Annotated in this window: 19 protein-coding genes; 4 read left to right on the top strand and 15 right to left on the bottom strand. The window is 65.2% G+C overall.

Translation table 11 applies throughout. The annotated features are described in order from the left end of the window. Positions 1–17 precede the first annotated feature (17 nt). The 5 genes from FMM79_RS16070 to FMM79_RS16085 all read right to left on the bottom strand — a co-directional run bounded on the left by FMM79_RS16070 (position 18) and on the right by FMM79_RS16085 (position 4,127). Positions 18–1,139, bottom strand: coding sequence for an aspartate carbamoyltransferase (locus FMM79_RS16070; RefSeq protein WP_240339250.1), 1,122 nt, complete (start codon positions 1,137–1,139; stop codon positions 18–20). Next, positions 1,136–1,258, bottom strand: a complete 123-nt coding sequence (locus tag FMM79_RS22100) for a hypothetical protein (RefSeq protein ID WP_256376811.1) — start codon at positions 1,256–1,258, stop codon at positions 1,136–1,138. Before FMM79_RS22100 ends, FMM79_RS16070 begins: the two co-directional genes overlap by 4 nt. Further along, a complete protein-coding gene (locus FMM79_RS16075) occupies positions 1,258–2,682 on the bottom strand; it encodes a sodium:solute symporter family protein (protein ID WP_148628464.1) in 1,425 nt (474 codons plus the stop codon). The genes FMM79_RS22100 and FMM79_RS16075 overlap by 1 nt, the downstream gene beginning before the upstream one ends. After that, entirely contained in the window at positions 2,672–3,010 is a 339-nt protein-coding gene (locus FMM79_RS16080) for a hypothetical protein (protein WP_148628465.1), read from the bottom strand. Before FMM79_RS16080 ends, FMM79_RS16075 begins: the two co-directional genes overlap by 11 nt. A 646-nt stretch (positions 3,011–3,656) precedes the next feature. Continuing rightward, a complete protein-coding gene (locus FMM79_RS16085) occupies positions 3,657–4,127 on the bottom strand; it encodes an Lrp/AsnC family transcriptional regulator (RefSeq protein WP_148628466.1) in 471 nt (156 codons plus the stop codon). 98 nt (positions 4,128–4,225) lie between these two features. On the opposite strand from FMM79_RS16085, the gene putA reads away from it, so the two are divergent. After that, a complete protein-coding gene (gene putA, locus FMM79_RS16090; RefSeq protein ID WP_148628467.1) occupies positions 4,226–7,864 on the top strand; it encodes a bifunctional proline dehydrogenase/L-glutamate gamma-semialdehyde dehydrogenase PutA in 3,639 nt (1,212 codons plus the stop codon). 84 nt (positions 7,865–7,948) lie between these two features. Here the strand turns inward: putA and FMM79_RS16095 are convergent, their stop codons facing one another. Next, on the bottom strand, positions 7,949–9,157 hold the full coding sequence (locus FMM79_RS16095) for an MFS transporter (RefSeq protein WP_148628468.1): 1,209 nt from the start codon (positions 9,155–9,157) through the stop codon (positions 7,949–7,951). 177 nt (positions 9,158–9,334) lie between these two features. On the opposite strand from FMM79_RS16095, the gene FMM79_RS16100 reads away from it, so the two are divergent. Beyond that, positions 9,335–9,526, top strand: a complete 192-nt coding sequence (locus FMM79_RS16100; RefSeq protein WP_148628469.1) for a hypothetical protein — start codon at positions 9,335–9,337, stop codon at positions 9,524–9,526. 197 nt (positions 9,527–9,723) lie between these two features. Here the strand turns inward: FMM79_RS16100 and FMM79_RS16105 are convergent, their stop codons facing one another. From FMM79_RS16105 to FMM79_RS16130, 6 genes are all read right to left on the bottom strand, one after another. After that, complete coding sequence (locus tag FMM79_RS16105; protein ID WP_148628470.1) at positions 9,724–10,536, bottom strand: phosphoadenylyl-sulfate reductase; 813 nt, start codon at positions 10,534–10,536, stop codon at positions 9,724–9,726. 28 nt (positions 10,537–10,564) lie between these two features. Continuing rightward, positions 10,565–10,999, bottom strand: coding sequence for a DUF934 domain-containing protein (locus FMM79_RS16110; RefSeq protein ID WP_148628471.1), 435 nt, complete (start codon positions 10,997–10,999; stop codon positions 10,565–10,567). Then, positions 10,992–12,626 (bottom strand): nitrite/sulfite reductase, encoded by a 1,635-nt coding sequence (locus FMM79_RS16115; protein ID WP_148628472.1) that lies wholly within the window; start codon positions 12,624–12,626, stop codon positions 10,992–10,994. Before FMM79_RS16115 ends, FMM79_RS16110 begins: the two co-directional genes overlap by 8 nt. After that, positions 12,626–12,922, bottom strand: a complete 297-nt coding sequence (locus tag FMM79_RS16120; protein WP_148628473.1) for a DUF2849 domain-containing protein — start codon at positions 12,920–12,922, stop codon at positions 12,626–12,628. The genes FMM79_RS16115 and FMM79_RS16120 overlap by 1 nt, the downstream gene beginning before the upstream one ends. Next, positions 12,919–13,731 carry a uroporphyrinogen-III C-methyltransferase gene (gene cobA, locus FMM79_RS16125; protein WP_240339251.1) on the bottom strand — a complete coding sequence of 271 codons (813 nt, stop codon included), beginning with the start codon at positions 13,729–13,731 and terminating at the stop codon, positions 12,919–12,921. The genes FMM79_RS16120 and cobA overlap by 4 nt, the downstream gene beginning before the upstream one ends. A gap of 125 nt (positions 13,732–13,856) precedes the next feature. Continuing rightward, positions 13,857–16,700 carry an EAL domain-containing protein gene (locus FMM79_RS16130; protein ID WP_148628475.1) on the bottom strand — a complete coding sequence of 948 codons (2,844 nt, stop codon included), beginning with the start codon at positions 16,698–16,700 and terminating at the stop codon, positions 13,857–13,859. Between the two features lie 232 nt (positions 16,701–16,932). Between FMM79_RS16130 and FMM79_RS16135 the strand changes: the two genes are divergently transcribed. Continuing rightward, a complete protein-coding gene (locus FMM79_RS16135) occupies positions 16,933–17,610 on the top strand; it encodes a helix-turn-helix domain-containing protein (protein WP_148628476.1) in 678 nt (225 codons plus the stop codon). A gap of 17 nt (positions 17,611–17,627) precedes the next feature. Continuing rightward, complete coding sequence (locus FMM79_RS16140; RefSeq protein ID WP_148628477.1) at positions 17,628–18,581, top strand: sensor domain-containing diguanylate cyclase; 954 nt, start codon at positions 17,628–17,630, stop codon at positions 18,579–18,581. Positions 18,582–18,628: 47 nt separating this feature from the next. Here FMM79_RS16140 and FMM79_RS16145 read toward each other — a convergent pair whose 3' ends face one another. From FMM79_RS16145 to FMM79_RS21420, 3 genes are all read right to left on the bottom strand, one after another. Beyond that, positions 18,629–19,675, bottom strand: coding sequence for a mechanosensitive ion channel family protein (locus tag FMM79_RS16145; protein WP_371710946.1), 1,047 nt, complete (start codon positions 19,673–19,675; stop codon positions 18,629–18,631). 44 nt (positions 19,676–19,719) lie between these two features. Beyond that, entirely contained in the window at positions 19,720–20,946 is a 1,227-nt protein-coding gene (gene metC, locus FMM79_RS16150) for a cystathionine beta-lyase (RefSeq protein ID WP_148628478.1), read from the bottom strand. 50 nt (positions 20,947–20,996) lie between these two features. Continuing rightward, on the bottom strand, positions 20,997–21,856 hold an 860-nt coding region (locus FMM79_RS21420), incomplete at its 5' end, for a hypothetical protein (protein ID WP_205466697.1).

The following is a 21,856-nucleotide window of genomic DNA, read 5'->3' on the forward strand; positions in this document are numbered from 1 at the left end:
TGGGGCGGTTAGGCAGATCAGGCGTAGGGCACAGGCTCGTTGTCGAGCATGTCGGGGGGCACGATGTCGGCCACCCGTCCAAAGATCGCGAGGAGCAGCGCCTGGCGGATCCAAACGGCCCCGTCGGCCTGGTTGAAGTAGAGATTGTGGGGGGTGTCATCGAGGCTGACGTCAAGTTCGAGCCCGCGCGCAAGGGGGTGCAGGATCACCGTGTCGGGCTTGATCCGGCTCTCGGATGAGAGCGAGAAGGCGTCGGCGAAGAAACGGTAGCCATCGCCGATATAGGCGATCGCGTTCATGTAGATGACGTCGAGGTATTCAAGGTTTTGCTTCAGGCTTTGCGAAAAGCCGATGCTGATCGGGCTGTTCTTGGTCAGCTCGCGCAGTTCCTCGCCCAGCGGATCGGCCATCTCGGAGAAGATGGTTATGCGGTTGATGTTCTCGTGGAAGAGCAAGGCGAGCATCAGGAAGCTCTTGACCGTGCGCATGTTGCCCGGTGTGCCGATGATGCCGATGTTGAGGCGAAATTCCTCGGGCAGGCGGCCGAAGGTGATCTCTGGGCGCCATTTCAGCAGCGCGTACCAGTCGGCCAGCGCCTGCGTGGGGTGCTCGTCCGAACCGTTGCCCCCGTTGATGAGCGGCACGCGCAGGTACTCGCACATTTCGGACAAGGCGGCCTGCTCGGTGTGCCGGACTACCACGACATCGGCGTAGGAATTGAACATCTGCCCGATGTCGCGCATGGATTCACCCTTGGCGACGCCGGTGGTCTTGCCATCGGCCACGCTGATCGTCTTGCCGCCCAGGTGCAGCATCGCGCTCTCGAACGAGAGGCGGGTGCGGGTGGAGGGCTCGAAAAAGGCGGCGGCCATGATCTTGTCGCTCATCGCGGTCGCGACGTCGAAGCGCTTGAGCTGGAGATAGGCGGCGAACTTGGCCAGTTCGGTGAGGAGGTCCTTGTCGAACAGTGCGGCCGAAAGCACCGACTGCCCGCGCAGCCGGTCGAGTACGGCGCGGCGGATCTGCGGGGCGTTGGCGATGTAGTCCGCCGGGTTGGGGCAATTGCCGATCTTGCCCGGCCGCTTGACGATGACCGGCGCATGGCAGACGTGCGCGGCGGGAGAGACGCTGCGGGTCACCAGATCTCTCCACGCCGGATGTCGCGGATGAGCAGGCCGCCAAGACCCAGCGCGGTGAAGGTGCACCAGCCTAGCGATCCATAGACGAGCACGGCGAGGAAGGAACTTGAGAAGGTCATCAGGAGGCCTCTCGCAGTTGGCTCCAGTCGAAACGGGAGCGGGAAAGAAGCGCGCAGGCCAGCACCCAGACCATCGAGACGGCCGTGGCGACGAGCGAGGCGACGTAGAAACCAATGGCGAAATAGCTGACGAGCCCGACCCCGGCGCCCAGCAGCATGCCGCCCACCGCGCCCGTGGTGCTGGCGCGGCGCCAGTAGAGGCCGGTGACGATGGGCCAGATCATCGCGCCCACCAGCGGCCCTGCGAAGAACAGCACCGAGGCTAGCGTGCCGACGCGCGGCAGGCAGACCACCCAGGTGAAAAGACCCAGCCCCAGCGTGATCCACTGCGCGGTGGCCTTGAGCGTCTCCGGGCTGGCCGAGGGGCGCAGGAGGCGGCGATAGACATCTTCGGTGAGCAGGTCCGAAGTCGCCGCCAGCAAGCTGTCGATCGAGGAGGCGAGCGAACAGAATACGATGACGAAGATACCTACCGCGCCGCCGATGCCCAGGACCTTTGCCACCACCAGCGGGCCGACCATGTCGGCGCTGGGGACAGGCACGTCGAGCGCGCCCGAAGCCAGCGCGATGAAGCCGGCGGCGAAGGGAATGGGAAACCAGATCAGGCCGCCCAGCGCGAAGGCCTTGCCCGCCAGGCCTTCACGGAAGGCGAAGGCGCGGCTCCACCACACGTTGTTGTGGAACACCTCGCCAAGGCCGAAGAGCAGGTTGTTGAAGATCGCCATGAGGGCTGCGGGAAAGAGCACGTTGAGAAGCTCGGGCCGCTCGCGCGAGAGGTTTGCGTGGATCTCGTCCACCCCGACGTGGGCCAGGACGGCGATGCCGACCACGACGATACCGATGATGATGATGAGGCTCTGAATGAAGTCGGTGCCGATGACCGCGCCCAGCCCGCCGCGCATCGTGTAGGCGACGCACACGGCCAGGATCACGCTCATCCCCCAGCCATAGGGAATGCCCGAAAGCGTGTTGAGCAGAATGCCGCCTGCCATCGCCATCGAGACGAGCCATGTCAGCGAATAGAACAGCGTGAAGGCGAGGAAAATGCCCCAGGCCACACGGCCATAGCGCAGGCGGAAGAAGTCGCCGCTGGTGTAGCCTGTCGGCATGAGCTGGCGGATGCGTGTGGCCATGGGCGCGAAGAGAAACAGGCCGAGCGAGGCGGTCGAATAGGCGAGCATTCCCCACACGCCCAATTGCAGCGCCATCTGCGGGGCGAGCATAGTCGTGTTCGAGGTGATCCAGGTCGCCGCCGCCGTCGCCGAGCCAAGCGCAAGACCAATGTTGCGCCCGGCCAGGGCATGGTCCTCGAAGCTCTTGTTGCGCCGCCCCCAGTAGGCGCCAAGCCCGATCCAGAGCACCGAGAAACCCAGCAACAGCGTCCAGCCAAGCCAGGGCGGGAGAAGAGCCTGTTCAACGCTCACGGCGGGCTCCGCGTAGGATGACGAAGACGATGGCGGCGAAGACCAGCGCGCCCAGAGCGGTCAGCCAGAGCGCGCGCGAGAGCGACTGGTGCGTGACCGCCAGATGCAGCGGAGGCGAGGGCGCGGCCCCCGGCGCGGCATCGGCGATCGTGAAATAGTAGTTGCCATCGGGCAGTCCGCTGACGAAGAGGCGCGTGCCGGTCCCTTCGAAAATGGTGCGGGCCGCGCTCATGGCCGGGGTGGAGGCCTGGTGGACCACGACCGGACGCACCGCGTCCCATTCCAGCGTGGTGTAGCCGTTTTCGCTGGTCAGTGCCTCGTCGTGCATGAAGGCGGGCGTCTGGCTTCGCGCGCCTGCGGAGGTGGCCGACGTGGCCGGGTGGGCAAGCGCAAGCGTGCCGATCAGCGCCAGAAGCGCACGGGCTGCGAGAGCAAGGATGCGCCAGTGCGAGCGCGGGTAGGGGCCATCTAGGTGGCCCGGCGGTCTGGTCCTGCCTGCAAGGATAATTCTCTTCCCGTCCGCCGACCGTGGTGTCGGTTCTCTGGCTGGTTCCCCTAAATGCGGAAGGCGCCCCTAGCAGATACGGCCATTTAAAAGAACCCTAAGCCATCCGAAGCGGTGTCATTGCATTCATGTAGCTAGTGCGGATTGGGTGCAATTACACGTTTCGTGCTATGTCCAATGGTATTCACTGCGGTGCAGCTGTTCGATGGAAGGACTGCTTGGTTATTCATTATTCCATGGCAGCTTGCGGCGGTTTTCATCGATGCTGGACTGCAGCATTGGCGTGCACGCGGGAGGCGCGATGTGAAGGGGATTCCCACATGGGCGCATGGCAGGGGACACGCTCCCAGGAGAGACTAGCGGGCTCCCTATCTGCAGGCATCTTGTGCTGCCAGTCTCTTGGCCAGCGCGCGCCAAGCCCCGGTAAGGCTTGCGCGCACGGGTCCGATTCGGTCCCCGCTGCGCGAGGCTAGCCGTGTACTTCCTTTACCGCCTCCATGACCACGAAGGTGGAGGTCGTCGCCACGTGGGGGAGGTTGGTGATCTTCTCGCCCATGACCTTGCGGTAACGCCGCATGTCAAGCGTGCGGACTTTGAGCAGGTAGTCGAAGCTACCCGCGATCATGTGGCACTCTTCCACTTCGGGAATGCGGCGCACCGCCTCGTTGAAGTCGGTGAGCGCTTTCTCATGCGTGCTGGCGAGGCCGATCTCGACAAAGGCGATGTGGTCGAGACCAAGCGTCGCCGGGTCCACGACGGCCTGGAAGCCGCGAATCACGCCGCTGTCGATCAGCCGCCGCATGCGGATCTGGCAGGGCGTTTTCGAGATGCCGACCTCGCGCGCCAGATCGGTGACGGTTTTACGGCCATCTGCGCGCAATACCGCGATAATTCGGCGGTCTATCTCATCCAGATCGCCTGCAAACGTTTTTCTGACCATCCAAATCGCCCAAGATGAAACTAAACTTTAGCCCATACGCTTTGGAAGTAGACGCCGAAAAGGCAGACTGCCAACTGCAAAAAAGATAATCTGGGATCATGACCGCGACACAAACCAAGCACACGCCCTTCGCCTCCTTCGCCCCACCCGTGCGCGAGCCCAGCGCTTTGCGACGTGCGGTGACCGGCGCCTGCCGACGCGAGGAGGGCGAAGCGATGGCCCCCTTGATCGAGGCGGCGAGGTTCCCCGGTGAAATGCGCGATTCCATCCGCAAGACCGCGACCGACCTTGTCCAGATGCTGCGCGCCAAACAGAAGCAGCAGGCGAAACTGGGCGGCGTCGATGCGCTGATGTACGAATATTCGCTGTCGAGCCTGGAGGGTGTGGCGCTGATGTGCCTGGCCGAGGCGCTGCTGCGTATTCCCGATGACGATACGCGCGACGCGCTTATCCGGGACAAGATCGGCAAGGGCCAGTGGCACGAGCACATGGGCGGCGACCGCTCGCTCTTCGTCAATGCGGCGACCTGGGGGCTGGTCGTGGCGGGAAAGCTGTATGGCGGCGTCGATGGCAGCGTCGATGATCAGGGGCTGGGGCGCGCACTCAACCGTTTGATCGGCCGCGCCGGTGAGCCGGTCGTACGCCGCGGTGTCGACATCGCCATGCGCATGATGGGTGAGCAGTTTGTCACCGGGCAGACCATCGCCAAGGCGATCAAGCGCGCCAAAGAGCTCGAAGCCAAGGGCTTCCGCTACAGCTACGACATGCTGGGCGAGGCTGCGGTCACGGCCAAGGCGGCCGAGGACTATTACGAGGATTACGAGAACGCAATCCACGCCATTGGTGCGGCGGGCGAGGGGAAGGGCGTCTACAAGGGCCCGGGTATCTCGATCAAGCTCTCCGCGCTCCACCCGCGCTACATGCGCATGAAGGCGAGCCGTGCGGTCGATGAACTGCTCCCGCGCGTCAAGGAACTGGCACTGCTTGCCAAGGGCTATGACATTGGCTTCAACATCGATGCCGAAGAGGCGGATCGTCTCGAACTCTCGATGGACCTTCTCGAGACGCTGGCGCTGGATGAGGATCTGGCCGGCTGGAATGGCCTTGGCTTCGTGGTGCAGGCTTATGGCAAGCGCTGCCCGCAGGTAATCGACTGGCTGATCGATCTTGGCAAGCGTGCCGAGCGGCGCATCATGGTGCGCTTGGTCAAGGGCGCTTATTGGGACGCCGAGATCAAGCGCGCGCAGGTCGACGGGCAGTCCGACTTCCCGGTATTCACCCGCAAGCGCCACACCGACGTCGCCTACATCGCCTCGGCTCGCAAGCTGCTGGCCGCGCCGGACGAGATCTATCCGCAGTTCGCGACCCACAACGCGCAGACGCTCTCGACCATCTACCATATGGCCAAGCCGGAGACCTTCACGGTCGAGCAGTACGAGTTCCAGTGTCTCCACGGCATGGGCGAGGCGCTCTATTCGCATGTGGTATCCAAGGACAACCTTGCGCGCCCCTGCCGCATCTACGCGCCGGTCGGCACGCATGAGACGCTGCTCGCCTACCTCGTACGGCGCCTGCTCGAGAACGGCGCGAACTCCTCGTTCGTCAACCGCATTGCCGATCCGAAGGTGGATGTCGCAACGCTGGTCGAGGACCCGGTGGAATCGCTCCTCGAACTCGACGATCCGGCGGGCAAGCACGACAAGATCGACCTGCCGAGCGAGATCTATCCCGACCGCGCCAACTCGGCCGGGCTCGACCTTGCCGACGATGCGGTGCTGGCCGATCTCACAATCAAGCTTGCCGGCACCGTTACCCATTCCTGGCACGCCGCGGCCGACGGCGTGGAAGGCGAAGGCGAGGACGTCATAAACCCGGCCGACCACTCCGATGTGGTGGGCAAGGTGGTGGTGACGCCCACCGACATGGCCGAAGCGGCGATGAAGCGCGCCGTGGCCAGCACGTGGGCTGAGACCCCGGTGAGCGAACGCGCGGCCATGCTCGAACGCGCCGCGCAGGCCATGCAGGACGAAATGCCCGTGCTCATGGGCCTTGCGATGCGCGAGGCGGGCAAGTCGGCGGCCAATGCCATTGCCGAGGTGCGCGAGGCGATCGACTTCCTCAACTTCTACGCGCTCCAGGCGCGCCAGACCTTTGGCGCAGCGCAAGTCCCGCTGGGCCCGGTGGTCTGCATCAGCCCCTGGAACTTTCCGATGGCGATCTTCACAGGGCAGGTTGCGGCCGCCCTGGTTGCGGGCAACACGGTGCTTGCGAAGCCCGCCGAAGAAACCCCGCTGATCGCGGCCGAAGCCGTGCGCATCCTGCACCAGGCGGGTATTCCGGGCGACGCGCTGCAGCTCCTGCCCGGCGATGGCTCCATTGGCGCGGCGCTGATCGAGCAGCCTGAGGTGGCGGGCGTGATGTTCACCGGCTCCACCGAAGTGGCGCGCAAGATCCAGAAGCAGCTTTCGACGCGCCTGTCGGACGAGGGGCACGCGATCCCGCTGATTGCGGAGACCGGCGGCCAGAACGCGATGATCGTCGATTCCACCTCGCTTGCCGAGCAGGTGGTGGGCGATGTCATCGTCTCGGCCTTCGACAGCGCGGGCCAGCGCTGCTCGGCGCTGCGCATCCTGTGTCTGCAAGACGAGATCGCGAGCCACACGCTTAACATGCTCAAGGGCGCGCTGGCCGAACTGGAAGTGGGCAATCCCGATCGCCTTTCGGTCGACGTGGGCCCCGTCATTACCACCGAGGCGCGGGACAAGATCAACGATCACATCGAGACGATGCGTTCACGTGGGCACACGGTCCATCAAATCGATCTGGGTGAGGAGTGTGCCAAGGGCACCTACGTCGCGCCTACGATCATCGAGATCGACAGTGTCGAGGACGTCGAGCAGGAGGTTTTCGGGCCGGTGCTTCATGTCCTGCGCTTCAAGCGCAATAACCTCGATGCGCTGATCGATTCGATCAATGCGACAGGTTACGGTTTGACCTTCGGCCTTCACACTCGCATGGACGGGACCGTTGCGCACGTCCTGTCGCGCATCCGCACCGGCAACCGCTATGTCAACCGCAACCAGGTCGGCGCCATCGTCGGCGTGCAGCCCTTTGGCGGCCGCGGCATGTCGGGCACCGGCCCCAAGGCTGGAGGCCCGCTGTACCTGGGACGCCTCGTGCGCCAGGCGCCGCTGGTCCTGCCGCCCTCGGGCGTGCGCATGCCGCTCGTCGATGAGTTCGTGGGCTGGCTGGCGAAGAAGGAGTGGTTTGAGGGCGCCGCCCAGGCCCGCGCGATCCACACCGCAAGCCGCCTTGGCGTGCAGATGGAGCTGCCCGGACCTGTGGGGGAACGCAACGAATACGCGCTTCATCCGCGTGGGCGAATCTTGCTGCGGCCCAAGACCCGCTCGGGGCTCGTGCGCATGATGGCGCTGGTGCTGGCTACCGGAAACACCGCGAGCGTCGAGGGCATGGACCTCCCCGAAGGTCTGCCCGAGGGCATTGCCGCCGCCTTCAAGCCCGAACCGGACGAGCCGCTGGCGGCCTGTCTTGTTGAAGGCGGAAAGGACGCGCTGCTCAAGGCTTGCGCCGACATGGCCGAGCGTCCCGGGCCGATCGTGCCCGTCCACGCAGCGGGCCGTCCGGGGCCGGGGCTTGCCTGGCTGCTCGAGGAAGTCTCGATCTCGATCAACACCACAGCGGCAGGCGGCAACGCCAGCCTGATGATGATCGACTGATCGCGGTGGGCTATGATGGATCAAGAAGGGGCCGGAAAGCACTGCTTTCCGGCCCCTTTTTTCTGGTGTCAGGTGAGCGTCAGCTCAGGCCGTGGCAAGCGCGCTCTGGCGCTGGTCACGGCGGTAGAGCGCGAGCGTGACGAGGTAGACGGCCAGCCCGCCGAGCGAGAGTACCGCGCCGATCCAGCCCGTGGAGGGGAGGCCCAGGCCTGCCGTGATGGCCAGGCCGCCCAGCCACGGACCGAGCGCGTTGGCGGTGTTGAACGCGCTGTGGTGGGCCGCAGCGGCAAGCGCCTGCGCATCGCCCGCCACGTCCATCAGGCGCGTCTGCAGGATCGTGCCAAGCCCGCCTCCAAAGCCGATGAGAAGGACGTCGAAGGCCAGCAGCCAGACATTCTCGACCACGAGCGGGAACAGGGCAAGGGCAATCGCGACCCACACGAAGGCAGTGATCGCTGCGCGGTCCTGGTCGCGGTCGGCGAGCCAGGCCCAGAACAGGTTGCCTGCCGTCATGCCCACGCCATAGACGGCAAGGACCACGGGTACGAGCGTTTCGGGCGTCCTGGTGACCTCGATCATGGTTGAGGCGAGATAGGTGTAGACGCAAAACATGCCGCCAAAACCGATCACGCCGGTCAGCAGCGTGAGGAGCACCTGCGGGCGCCTGAAGGCGCCCAGCTCGCGCAAAGGGGTGGCGTCGGGATCGGCGCCGTGGCGTGGGGCGTAGAGCGCGACGAGTGCCATCGTTGCCATCGCAAGGAACGCGACGATGCCAAAGCCGTAGCGCCAGCCCACGATCTGGCCGAGCAGGTTGGCCGCCGGCACGCCGATGATGGTGGCGATGGTGAGGCCCAGGAAGACCTTGGCAACGGCCTGGGCGCGCTTCTTGGCGGGCACGAGCGAAGCCGCGACGAGGGCGGCGACGCCGAAGAAGGCGCCGTGGGGAAGCCCGGCGAGGAAGCGGAAGATGAGCAGCGTCGAATAGCTCGAGGCCATGGCGCTCAGCGCGTTGCCGACCGCGAAGATCGCCATGAGGCCGATCAGCATGGTCCGGCGCGAAAGGCGCGCGCCCAGTACCGAGAAGATCGGCGCGCCGACCACGACGCCGAGCGCATACATGCTGATTGCGTGGCCCGCCTGCGGGTCGGTCAGGCCAAGGTCGCGTGCGAAGTAGGGGAGAAGGCTCATCGCGGCGAACTCGGTGGTGCCGATGGCAAAGGCACCCACGGCAAGCGCGAGAATGACGAGGGCCGGATGAACCGGCTGGGAGGGGGGCAAAGTCTGTACGGTCATGTTGCGCCGCAATATAGGGCAAAGCGCGGCTCGACTGCAGGGGGAAACCTTGCGGTTTGTGCGCGCAGATGGTGCAAATGGCGCAAGTATCAGCGTGGATGGTGCAAGTGTGACGAGCTCGTGAGGGCGTGGTCCTGGCCTGTGTATGTCCTCGCGATTTGTACTATGGGGAATGCAATGAGTGATGTGCGCATCGGTGCGAAGCCGGCACGTTTGGCAAACGCGCAGAATCTGCTCTTTATGGTCGATGGCCAGATTGTCGATCTGGGCGAGGGCGAGGCTGCGGCGAACCTGAAGCCGGGCAAGCCTACCGTTTCGGCGTTCCTCATCCGCAAGGACGGGGAAAGCGGCCCGGTCGGTCGGCGGTGAGGTCACACCACTTCAGTCCGAAAGTGGTGAGGTGATCGGCACGCTGCGGGTCGAGGTCACCGACTGGGGCGAAATCAACCGGGTGAAGAGGACCATGCACATCGGCTGACGCAGTCTGGAAATACACGAAAAAAGGGGGGCGCACCCAGCCTGGGTACGCCCCCCTTTTACTATCCGGTATCGGCCGTGCGTTCTTGTCAGAACACCGGATCGAAGCCGGGCGGGAGATCGCTGGCGGGGCCGTTGCCATTCTCGCCGGGCTTGTGGATGCCGCACTCGGTCTTGTCCCAGCCCCTCCAGCGGCCCGAGCGCGGGTCTTCGCCCGGCGCGACCTTGCTGGTGCAGGGCATGCAGCCGATCGAGGGATAGCCCTGCGCCACCAGCGGGTGGGGCGGCAGGTCGAATTCCTGGATGTAAGCTTCGAGCCGTTCCGGGCTCCAGTCGATCAGCGGGTTGATCTTGAGGCGGCCCTGTTCGTCGGTCGTATCGATCTCGAAGCGGGGCAGGGTCTTGCGGGTAGACGACTGGAAGGCCTTGCGGCCCGTGATGGTCGCATCGAACCCGGCAAGGGCCTTGGCCAGCGGCTTGACCTTGCGGATCTCGCAGCAGCCATCGGGATCGTAGGACCAGCGAAGTCCGCTCTCGTCCTTCTTGGCCAGTTCCTCTTCGTCCGGCGTCAGGTTGACGAGGTTCTTCAGGCCAAGGCGTTCCACGAGGTCGTCGCGGTAGGCGAGCGTCTCGGGGAAGTGCTTGCCCGTTTCTAGGAAGAGCACCGGCAGGTTCGGATCGATCTGGCTGACCAGGTGGAGGAGCACTGCGCTTTCGGCACCGAAACTCGACACCTGCGCCACGTCGCCCGCCATGCCTTCCTTGAGCAGCGTCTCGAGCATCTCGCTCGTGTCGGAGCCGCGGAAGAGGCGGTTGAGGCGCACCGCGTCGGCCTCGACGAAGCGAGGGCCGGTTTCGATGCGGTCGCGGATGCGGCCTTGGGTGTCGTTCTGTTCGGTCATCGGGTGCTCCCTCCTGACAGCGGGGACCTTACGCCGGGTGGCGCTTGGCCCAGATCGGCGGACGGCCATCGACGACCGTTGCCTGGTACACATTCTCCCAGCGCGCGAAGGCGGCTTCGGCATCGCTGGTGTTGAGCGGCTTTTCGGGTGCGAAGGCATCGAACCCGCAGCGGCGCATGTGGTGCAGCATGTCGATCACCAGATCGCCGGTGGCGCGCAGTTCGCCGGTGTAGCCCGCCTCGCGCAGGATGCGCGCTGAGGAATAGCCGCGCCCGTCGGTCCAGGCCGGGAAGGCCACCTCGACCAGCGCAAGCCGGTCGAGCGAGGGCAGCAGGTCGCGGGCATCGTCGCTGGGCTCGATGCGCACCGCGGTGGCGTTGGACTGCTCGGTGAAGGCGCTGACCGTCACGGCGGGATCGTTGACCGCTTCATCGTCGCGGAAGCGGAACTGTACATCAACCATAGATTGCCTCCTTGAACGGGGCCATGCCGATACGGCGGTAGGTGTCGAGAAAGCGCTCGTCGCCCTGCTTGTTGGCAAGGTAGACATCGATGGCCTTTTCGGTGGCGTCGACGACGCCGTCCTCGTCGAAGCCGGGACCGGTGATCTTGGCGAGCGAGGTGTCCGCGCCTTCCGAACCGCCGAGCAGGAGCTGGTAGTTCTCTTTACCCTTCTTATCGACGCCGAGGATGCCGATGTGACCGGCGTGGTGGTGACCACACGCGTTGATGCAGCCCGAGATCTTGAGCTTGAGTTCGCCGATCTCGGCCTGGCGTTCCGCCGTGCCGAAGCGCTCGGAGATCTTCTGCGCGACGGGGATCGAGCGCGCATTGGCGAGGCTGCAGTAGTCGAGGCCCGGGCAGGCGATGATGTCGCCCACGGTGTCTAGGTTGGGCGTCGAGAGGTCGGCCTTCTCCAGCTTCTGCCACAGCGTATAGAGATCGTTCTTCTTCACGTGCGGGAAGACGATGTTCTGGGCGTGGGTGACGCGCAGTTCATCGAAGCTGTAGTCCTTGGCGAGCTCAGCCATAAGGCGGATCTGATCGCTCGTCGCATCGCCCGGAATGCCGCCAATGGGCTTGAGCGAGACGTTCGCGATGACATAGCCCGGAGCCTTGTGGGCGAAGGTGTTGCGCTCCACCCAGAGACGGAAATCGGGATCGGAAAGGTCCAGATCGTCCGAGAGGCCGGTTTCGAAAGCGGGATCGACGAACATCGCCTGGATGCGCTCCAGCTCGGCGAGCGGCGGCTCGATCGGCTGGGTGAGGAGGTGCGCAAACTCGGCGTCCACTTCCTTCGAGTAGGCCTCTAGGCCCAGCTCGTGGACGAGGATCTTGATGCGTGCCTTGTACTTGTTGTCGCGGCGGCCGTAGCGGTTGTAGACGCGCACGCAGGCCTCGGCATAGGTGACCATCTGGTCGATGGGCACGAAATCCTTGATTTTCTTGGCCACGAACGGCGTGCGTCCCATGCCGCCACCCACGTAGAACTCGGCGCCGACTTCGCCCGCGTCATTCTTGACCAGGTTGATGCCGATGTCGTGAAGGCGCATCGCGGCACGGTCGATCTCGCTGGCAATGACCGCGATCTTGAACTTGCGCGGCAGCACCAGGAATTCGGGGTGGAAGCTCGACCACTGGCGCAGAAGCTCGGCGTAGGGGCGCGGATCGACGACTTCGTCGGCCGAAGCGCCCGCGTACTGGTCCGAGGAGATGTTGCGGATGCAGTTGCCGCTGGTCTGGATGGCGTGCATCTCGACCTTGGCGAGATCGGCCAGCGCGTCGGGCGTGTCTTCCAGCTTGATCCAGTTGTACTGGATGTTGGTGCGCGTGGTGAAGTGGCCGTAGCCGCGGTCGTACTTGTCCGCGATGTCGCCCAGCATCTTCATCTGCGCGGAGTTCATCGTGCCATAGGGCACCGCGACGCGCAGCATGTAGGCGTGGAGCTGGAGGTACAGGCCGTTCTGCAGGCGCAGCGGCTTGAACTGGTCCTCGGTCAGCTCACCGGCAAGGCGGCGGCGCACCTGGTCGCGGAATTCCGCAACGCGCGTGTCGACCATCTGCTGGTCATATTCGTCGTACTTGTACATCAGATCACCCAGTTCACGGCGTTGGCGTCGGCGGGCTTCACCGTCAGGTCCAGGCGGACCGTCGGGCCGAAGGCGCGGATGCGTTCCTTGATGTGCGCGGGGCGCACGCCCTGGCCGTCCTTCTCGGCGTCGATCACGTAGGCCGAAACGGCGTTCTGCGCGCCTTCCTCGCGGGCAATGACCCTGGCGCCATCTTCACCCACATCGGCGGCTTCGTCGACATCGATCGACCAGCCCACGCCGGTCCACCATATGACGGCCCCACTCTTGAGGTCATTTGCGGTCACGATCTTCACTGCTCTGCCTCCAGCGCCATGGCGCGAATGGTATGGTCGGCAAGGCCGCCCTCGATGCGGGCAACCTCGCCGATAACGATGAGAGCCGGGCTCTTGACGGCGTGGTCTGCGACCAGTTCGGCAAGTCCGGCGAGAGGGGCGCGCAGGACGCGCATGTCGGAACGGGTCGCCTTCTCGATGACGGCGACGGGAACATCGGGCGCCAGGCCATCGCCCATCAGCTTTTCGCTGATCTGGGCGGTGGTGGCGAGGCCCATGAAGATTACCAGCGTGCGGCCCTTGCCGGCAAGGCCCGACCAGTCCTGTTCGGAAAGGCCCTTGCACTGGCCTGCGACGAAGCTGACGATCGAGGCGTGGTCGCGGTGGGTGAGCGGGATCTGGCTCGCCGCCGAAGCGCCCAGCGCGGAGGAGATGCCGGGCACGACGTGCACCGGGACACCGGCTGCGCGGCAGGCTTCGGCTTCCTCGCCGCCCCGGCCGAACACGAAGGGATCACCGCCCTTGAGGCGCACCACGTCTTGACCGGCAAGAGCTTCGGTCACCAGAAGGGCGTTGATGTCCTCCTGCTTCATGGTGTGGCGCGAACGGCTCTTGGCCACCGAAACGAGGCGGGCGCTCGGGCGCGCCATCTCGAGAATGCGCGGACCGACAAGGCCATCGTGGACGATGAGCGCGGCGCCCATCACCAGCCGCGCCGCGCGCAGGGTGAGCAGGTCGGGGTCGCCGGGACCGGCGCCGACCAGGTGGACGGTGCCGACAGGCCCCGCGTGGCCGGGAAGAGCGGAGTGAACGGTCATGGTCCCCGACATGGACAGCTTGCTTGGGCGATGCCAGCCAGAATGCCTTGGGTGTGCCCAAAGGCATCTTTAGTGCCCGGTGAAATGGGCCGTTTTCCGGGCCTTGCAGTCTGGATGCCGGTGGCGGTGTTCCCTTTTCAGGTCGCGCCGAGAGGTGTCGCCGTGATCAGCGGGCCGTGCGGGCTCTCGCCGGAGGAAAGGCTGCTTTTGGCCAGAAGTTGGCTTGGCGCATGACCGGGGCGCCCCAGGAAATAGCCTTGGGCTTCGTGGCAGCCCTCGCTGATCAGAAGGTCGAGGTGGCCAGCAGTCTCCACCCCTTCGGCCAGGACCGGTATCTGCAGCGACTGGCCGAGCCCGAGCACCGCGCGGATGATCGCCTGGGCCTGCGCGTTGCTGTCGGACTGGAGCAGGAAGGACTTGTCGATCTTGATCTTGTCGAACGGAAAGGACTGCAGGGTGTCGAGCGAGGAATAGCCGGTGCCGAAATCGTCCATGGCGATGGCAACGCCCAGGGCCTTGATCTGGCGCAGGTTGTGCAGGGCCCGGGCCTTGTCCGAGATGATCGAGGTTTCGGTGATCTCGAGCTCGAGGCGTCTTGCCGGCAGGCCGGTTTCGAGCAGGACGCGGGTCACCGTCTGGGCGATGTCGGGCTGGACCAGCTGGATCCCCGAGAGGTTGACTGCGATGCGCAGGTCGTTGTCCCAGTGTGTGGCCTCCAGGCAGGCCTGGCGCAGCACCCATTCGCCGATCGGCAGGATGAGGCCGGCTTCCTCGGCAATGGGTATGAATTCGTCCGGCGAGACCAGGCCGCGGGTCGGGTGATGCCAGCGCAGGAGCGCTTCGTAACCCGAAAGATTCCCGCCTTCGATGTAGCACTGCGGCTGGTAGAGAAGCTCCAATTCTTCCCGCTCGATGGCTTGGCGCAGATCACTGGCGAGCTTGCGCCGTGCCCGCGCGCTCTCGTCCATGCTGGGCTCGTAAAAGCACACGTTCTCGCCGATCTGGCCCTTGGCGCGGTACATTGCGAGATCCGCGTTGTTGAGAAGCGTTTCGCGGTCGATCCCGTCATCGGGGAATGTCGAAACGCCGATGCTGGCGCCGAAATGGAGGGTCTGGCCTTGATGCTCGATCGGCTCGGCAAAGCAGCGCTCGAGGCGGCGCAGGAACTCGGTGAGCTGGGTATCCGTGGTGTAGATCTTGCCGGCGCCGAACTCGTCGCCGCCCAGCCGCGCGGCAAATTCGCCGTCGGCGAGGGTCTCGTTCAGCCTGCGGGCGATTTCGGCAAGGACGATATCGCCCCAGGCGTGGCCGAAGCTATCGTTGATGTCCTTGAAACGATTGAGGTCGAATACCGTGATGGCCAGCTTGCGCCCATGGTGGCGGGCGCTCGCAATCGATTCCTCCAGCCACAGGTTGAGGCGGGTCCGGTTGGGCAGCCCGGTGAGCCCGTCGTGCAGCGCCATGTGCTCGATGCGCGCCTCGGACTTGCGCTGGTTCGTGATGTCATCGATGGTCGAGACCCAGCCCCCATCGGGCAGGCGACGGCTGGCGATCGAGACGATGAAATTGTCCGAATATTCGGCCATGACCGGGGAGAGACTGGGGTCGCGCAGGCTCATCTGGACGAGGTTGCGGGTTGTTTCCAGGTGTTCGGGGGCAAGCGACTGGCCAGGCCCGGAAGTGCGCGCGGCCTGGATAACCTCGTCCTGTGTCATGCCAATTCGAAGGTCATCCGCGCCAAGGTCGTACATTTCGAGGAAGCGGGTGTTGTAGAGCGCCAGGCGTTCCTCGGCGTCGAACAGGCACAGGCCCTGGTGCATGTGGTCGAGAGCGGCGTCGCGCTGCATGCCGATTGCGTTGATGCGGTCATGCGCCTCCTTGTACTGGGTGACGTCGCGGGTGATCTTGGCAAAACCGATCGGGCGCTCCTTCTCGTTCTTCAGCAGTTCGATCGTGACATGCGCCCAGAAGCGGGTTCCGTCCTTGCGCTGGCGCCAGCCTTCGCCCGTGAACTTGCCGGTACTCGCTGCAATTCCGAGGGCGCGTTCGGGAAGGCCCGCCGCGCGGTCTTCGGGCGTGTAAAAGCCGCCGAGCTGCCGGCCCAGAGCCTCTTCGCGGGTGTAACCCTTGAGGCGCTCTGCGCCTGCATTCCAGCTGGCGACCCGGCCATCGAGGTCGAGGATGTAGAGTGCGTAATCCGAGATGCCCTTCACGAGCAGCGTGAACTGGCGCTCGCTTTCGCGGATCACGGCCTCGGTCTTGCGCACGAGGATGACTACGGTGATGGCCAGGCCGACCAGGCCCATCGAGATCACGCTGACCGCGAAGGCCATGGCGCCCGGGGAGATAAAGTTGGAGTGGACGGGCAGGTTGGCGGGGATCACCGCGAGGCCGGTCATGCCGATGAAATGCAGGGCGACGACGGACAGCGCGAGCAGCGCCGCCGCGCCAGCGAAGCTGACGTTGCCGTGGCGCTTGAGGCCCAGGTGAAAGGCGGGGAAGAGGGGAAGTACCGAGGCGAAGATCGAGGCGACGATATAGGTGCCGTCCCAGGTGATGCGGGCGGGCAGTTCCAGGCCCAGCATTCCGCAGTAGTGCATCGCGCTGACGCCGCTACCTAACAGAATGGCGCCCAGCGTGATCGACGCCGTGTTGGGGCGGCCGGTGCGCATCACGGTCGCGTAGGCGAGTGTGGACGTGACCAAAACCAGGACAAGCGAGAGCAGCGTCAGGAACGTGTCGTAGCCCATGATCACTCCCGGCGCGTAGCCGAGCATGGCGATGAAGTGCGTCGCCCAGATCCCGAAGCCCGAGGACACTCCGGCAAGAGCGATCCAGTTGAAGTGTTCGCGCGGCGTCGCCTCGCGGGCGTGACGCAGCAGTAGCACCGTGGTCGCGGCCGAGAGAATACAGATCAATCCGGCCACGATCACGAAGCGCACTTCATGCTGGTCCTGGATGCAGGAAAGAATCGCTAACACGTGAAATGCGCCCCAATCGTTTTCAGCTTACCTAGGGGCGTGCTGGTTACAGGATTGTAAACATTGAATGCGCAGATAACGGTTCCGTTCTGCGTAGTCCGCAAGGGGGCGGGGCTTTGTTCGCTTTGCGGGTTCACCGGGTTAGCTGCCCAGCATGCAATTTCAGGGCCTCGCTAACGGAATCTTTACCCCGATGCGTCAGTGCTTCACCCCTTAGTGGAGTACCATCACCTTGGCCATTGCCGCTCATTTCGATACCGTCGAGGATCCTTCGGGGCTGGCGCGCGCACAGCGTCGGCGCCTTTTCCTGGAAACCCGTGGTAAGCTGCCGTCAGGAAACGAGGCGCAGGTCGCCATTCACAACTTCAGCGAGACCGGCGCGCTGCTCGAGACCGAGGAGAACCTCGAGATCGGCGAGACGCTGGAGATTGCCCTGCCCGAAGTGGGCGCGCTGCCCGCGCGCGTGATCTGGTCGAGCGACCGGCTCTACGGCTGCGCCTTTCTGGCGCCCGTGCCCGAAAGCGCCCTGAGCGCGGTCGAACTGCGCAGCGCGGTTCAGCTCCAGACCGGCGTGCTGCCAGCCCATCCCGCGCCGGACACCACAGTCGGCGGGGAAAGCCTGGGCGAGCGGATCCACCGCCTGCGCAAGCTGCGTGGGCTCACCCAGGGCGAACTCGCCAGTCAGCTGGGCGTCAGCAAGCCCACCGTGTGGGCCTGGGAACAGGGCCGGGCGCGCCCCATCGAGGAGCGCATGAGCGGGATTGCCGATGCCCTTGGCGTCCCTGTCGATGATCTGCGGCCCGACCGTTTCACACCGGGGCTTGCCGAACTCATCGCGCGCTGCCGCGAACAGATCGCGAGCGCTGTCGAGACCGCACCTGAAAAGGTGCGGATCATGATCGAACTCTAAGCGACCAGGCGCAGGCGGTGATCGAGAAGCTCAATCTTCAGGAAGGTGTCGCGCTCTACCGGCTCTTGGCCGATGGCAGCGGGGACATCGTCGTCAAGACCGATCTCAAGGGGTACATCGTCGATGCCTCCCCGGCGATCGCGCAGCTCGGGTTCGATGTCAGCACCAATGCCCACGTTGGCGTACACCTGCTCGATCTCGTCGGCGAGGAGGGCAAGTCGCAGGTCGCCTACGCCCACGGCAACGCGGTTGCAGGAGGCGAGGACGGGACCTGGATCGAGGTTGCCGCGCACACCCCCGACCAGCGCGAAAGCTGGTACCGGTTCCGGGCGCGGGCGCTGCGCGATGAGAGCGGCGAGGTTTATGGCGCGATCAGTCTGATGCGCAGCATCGACGAGCAGCGCGAGCTACGAGACCAGCTCTTCGCGGCAACCTACACGGATTCGCTGACGTGTCTGACCAACCGGTCCGCGTTCGTCTCGATGCTGGAACACATGCTGGGCAGCGAGATGAAAGGGTGCCTTGGCCTTTTCAGCCTCGACTTCTTCCGCTCGATCAACATGAAATACGGCCAGCATACTGGCGATGCGGTGCTGCGCGTCTTTGCCGACCTGCTGCGCGAAATGCTGCGCGGTGACGACATCATTTCGCGGATCGGCTCGGAGCGCTTTGCCGTGCTTCTCCCGCGTACCACCGCCGAACAGGCCGAGGCGATCTGCTCGCGCGTGGTGACGACGCTGGCCGAACGGCGCCAGAAAGTGGGCGAATGTGAATTCGTGATCACCGCCAGTGCGGGCGTCGCGCAGATCTCCCACGACCTGGATTCGACGATGGAGCGCGCCGAGATGGCGCTCTTTACCGCCAAGGCCAAGGGCCGCAACCGCCTTGAGATGGAGCGCCGTGACCGGCCGCGCTTCGTCGCCGCGCCTTCGGCTACCGGGCAGATGCACAACCGCCGCCACGACGATTGAATCGGCCGCGCGCAAAGCGCAACGGACCTAGGAACTCGGCCTAAGGATCAGCGGGCCTCGCGACCGCGCAGGGCCTCGACCAGATCGCGCAGCGCCTCGTTGGTGCGCAGGTTGATGTCGCGCTGAGGAAAGGGTATCTCGATACCTTCCTCCTGGAACTTGTGCCACAGTGTTTTCAGGACCTCCGAACGCACGTTGCCGATGCCTTCCTCGGGGTCGGTGATCCAGCAGTGGATGATGAAGTTCACCGAGCTGTCGCCGTAGGATTCCAGCCATGCAGTCGGCGGCGGGGCATCGAGGACGCGCTTCACCGAGCGGGCCGCTTCCAGCATCAGCTTCTCTGCACGGTCGATGTCGGAATTGTAGGAAATCCCGACCGGCACCTGAATGCGCACGTTGCGGCTGGAATAGGACCAGTTTTCGACCTGATTGATCATCAGGTTCTCGTTCGGGATCAGGTATTCTTTCTGGTCGCGCGTGGTCAGCGAGACCGCCCGGATGCCGATTCGGCGGATCTGCCCGAAGGTGGAATTGCCCGCCTGGTCGGTGATCGCGATGACATCGCCCGGCTTGATCGACTTGTCCATAAGTAGGATTATGCCTGCAATCAGGTTGCCGAAGGTCTTCTGCAAGCCAAAGCCGATGGCAAGGCCGAACGCGCCCGAGAACACGGTGAGCGCGGTGAGGTCGATCCCCAGCACGTCGATCCCGACGAGGATGGCAATGCCCCAGATGAGCAGGCTCAGTCCTTTCTCGATAAGGAGGCGCTGGGTCATGTCGAGCCGGGTCGCGCTGCTCAGCACCCGGTGCGAGAGCTTGCTCGTCATCCAGGCGATCGAGATGACCAGGGCCATGACGATGGCGACAACGGTCAGATCCCAGAGCGAGAGGCGGGTGGAGCCGACCTCGATCGCGATGGCATCGAGCGTGTTGATGAAGCCGCCGATCGTGTTCGAGTGCGAGGCGACTGCATCGCGCAGGCCGTCCGCGCCCGCCAACGGCTGCTCGACGTACTGGGTGACGGTGGGCGTCGGGGACGGCGCGGTGAGGATTTCGCCGGTGGCCTCGGGATCGGGGCTCTCACCTGCGGCCATCTCGTTCGCCATCATCGCGGCGGCCGCAAGCGCGGCGGTGACGTTCATGCGCCCTTCCAGGCGGCAAGGGCCTGTTCGATGTCGGCGATGAGATCGTCGGGATCCTCCAGGCCGATGGCAAGGCGCACGCCATGCCGGTCGGTGGCCGCGTCGTTTGCGCTGACCGGCGGCCAGGGCATGACCGCGCGCGCACTCTTGGGCTGGATCGGGAGCGCCAGGCTTTCGTAGCCGCCCCAGGAGAAGCCGATGCCGAACAGCTGGAGCGCGTCGACGAAGCGGTTGCGGTCCTCCATCGAGCCGCCCCGGAAGACAAAGCTGAAGAGGCCGCAGCCGCCAGTAAAATCGCGGGCCCAGACATCGTGGCCGGGCGCGCCGGGCAGCATCGGGCACAGGACCTGCGCCACTTCTTCGCGCTCTTGCAGGAACTGCGCGATCTTGAGGGCACTGGCCGCTTCCTGGCGCAGGCGCAGGCTCAGCGTGCGAAGACCGCGCAGGGCTAGCGCGGCGTCGTCGGGAGAAACGACATTGCCCAGTTGCTGCGCGCGCTTGCGCAGCGCTTCGTAGAGTTCAGGGCCCGCACTTGCAGATCCCATCATCAGGTCCGAGTGCCCGCCCACGTGCTTGGTGAGCGCCATCAGCGAAATGTCGATGCCCTTTTCCAGAGCCGCAAAGCCGAGCGGGCTCGCCCAAGTGTTGTCGAGCACCGAGATCGCGCCCTTTTCGCGCGCGATGCGGGCAAGTTCAGGCAGGTCGCACATCTCCATGGAGAGGCTGCCCGGCGCTTCCAGCAGGACGGCGCGGGTCTTCGTGCAGAAGGCCGCGGTGTAGGCCTCGATGTCGAGGGGGTCGAAAAAGCGCGCCTCCACGCCGAAGTCGGCGAGGAGCCCGGTGCCCATCGAGCGCGAGGGATCGTAGGCGTTGTCGCTGATGAGCAGAACATCGTCCGGTTTCAACAGCGTGAGCAGCACGCCTGAAATCGCCGCGACACCCGAGGGGTAGATGACCGTGCCCGCAGCCCCCGGTTCGAGCTGCGTCAGCGCCTCGCACAGGGCCCACTGCGTTGGGCTGCCGCGACGGCCGTAGAAAAAGCGCCCGTCCTCGTTGTACTGGCTGCCGCGTGCGAGCGCGGCGGTGTCCTCGTAAAGATGGGTCGAGGCGCGCCAGACTGGCGGGTTGACGACGGCGCCTGTCCATTCCTTGCGCCGTCCCGCACCCACGACCCGGGTGGCCGTGCGCGTGGTCTTCAGATCCGTGCTGTCGCTCAAGTTCAACTCCGCGCCTCGCTTGGGGAGGCTTCGTGTGAGGGGTATGAGCGTGCAGCCTAACCGGGCGCGCCTGCGAAATCGAGAGGCAAGAGATGCTTGCGCCGCCCAGCCGCGATTTCGCGCACGTCAAGCACGGCTATGTCGCGCGGACCCGTGTCGATGCGGATGGGTGCGAGCGCGGAGGTCGGAGCATCAGCGCCCGCGCGGCTGGGCTGGCCGACCGTAAAGACGAGCCCGAGTCCGAGTTCGGGTTGGTCCGCACGGGTTTCCGGGTGAGCCATGTCGGCAACAAGCGCGAGGCGCACGAGCGGCACGAAGAAGCGCGCACCGCCTTCGCTTACCGCGCGGATCGCGCTCAGCGGGAGTTGCAGCTCGCCCTCGCGCACGATGTATTCACCCTCGGCGAGGCGCGGGATCGCAGCGATCACGGGCAGGCTTTCCAGTGCGGGTGCGAGCTGCTCCTCGCGGCTGGCCGAGCCGTGCGCGGAGGTGAGGTCGGCGTGGAGGTTGGCGGGTGGAATTTCGGTCAGCGCGCGCAGCGAGAAGCGAAAGCGCAACGAGGCGTAGACCAGCGAGAGGCGCAGGGAGAGCGCCTCGAAGGCGATCTCGCCGTGTGCCTGCGGGCGGCTTGAAGCCGGGGGAGAGGCGGGCACCGGAGCCGGTGCCGTTGCCGGTGCAGTCGGGGCCACGTCCGGCGCTGGCGTCGTCGCAGCCGTGGGGCGCGGTGCCGGTCGGGGCGCGGGACGCGGTGCGGGTTGGGGCGCGGCCTGGCTGCCCTTGGCCTTGCGCCGTGCCAGCGCGACGCCGCTGAGAACGACCAGCGCAAGAAGGCCAGCGGGAAGGGCCCACCACCACAGCGGCCATGCCCGGGACGTTGCTACGGGGAGCGCGGGCGTGGGGGATGCAGGATCTGGCG

Origin of the sequence: Novosphingobium sp. BW1 (genome assembly GCF_008107685.1) — a bacterium.
In the GTDB taxonomy this organism is placed as follows: Bacteria; Pseudomonadota; Alphaproteobacteria; order Sphingomonadales; family Sphingomonadaceae; genus Novosphingobium.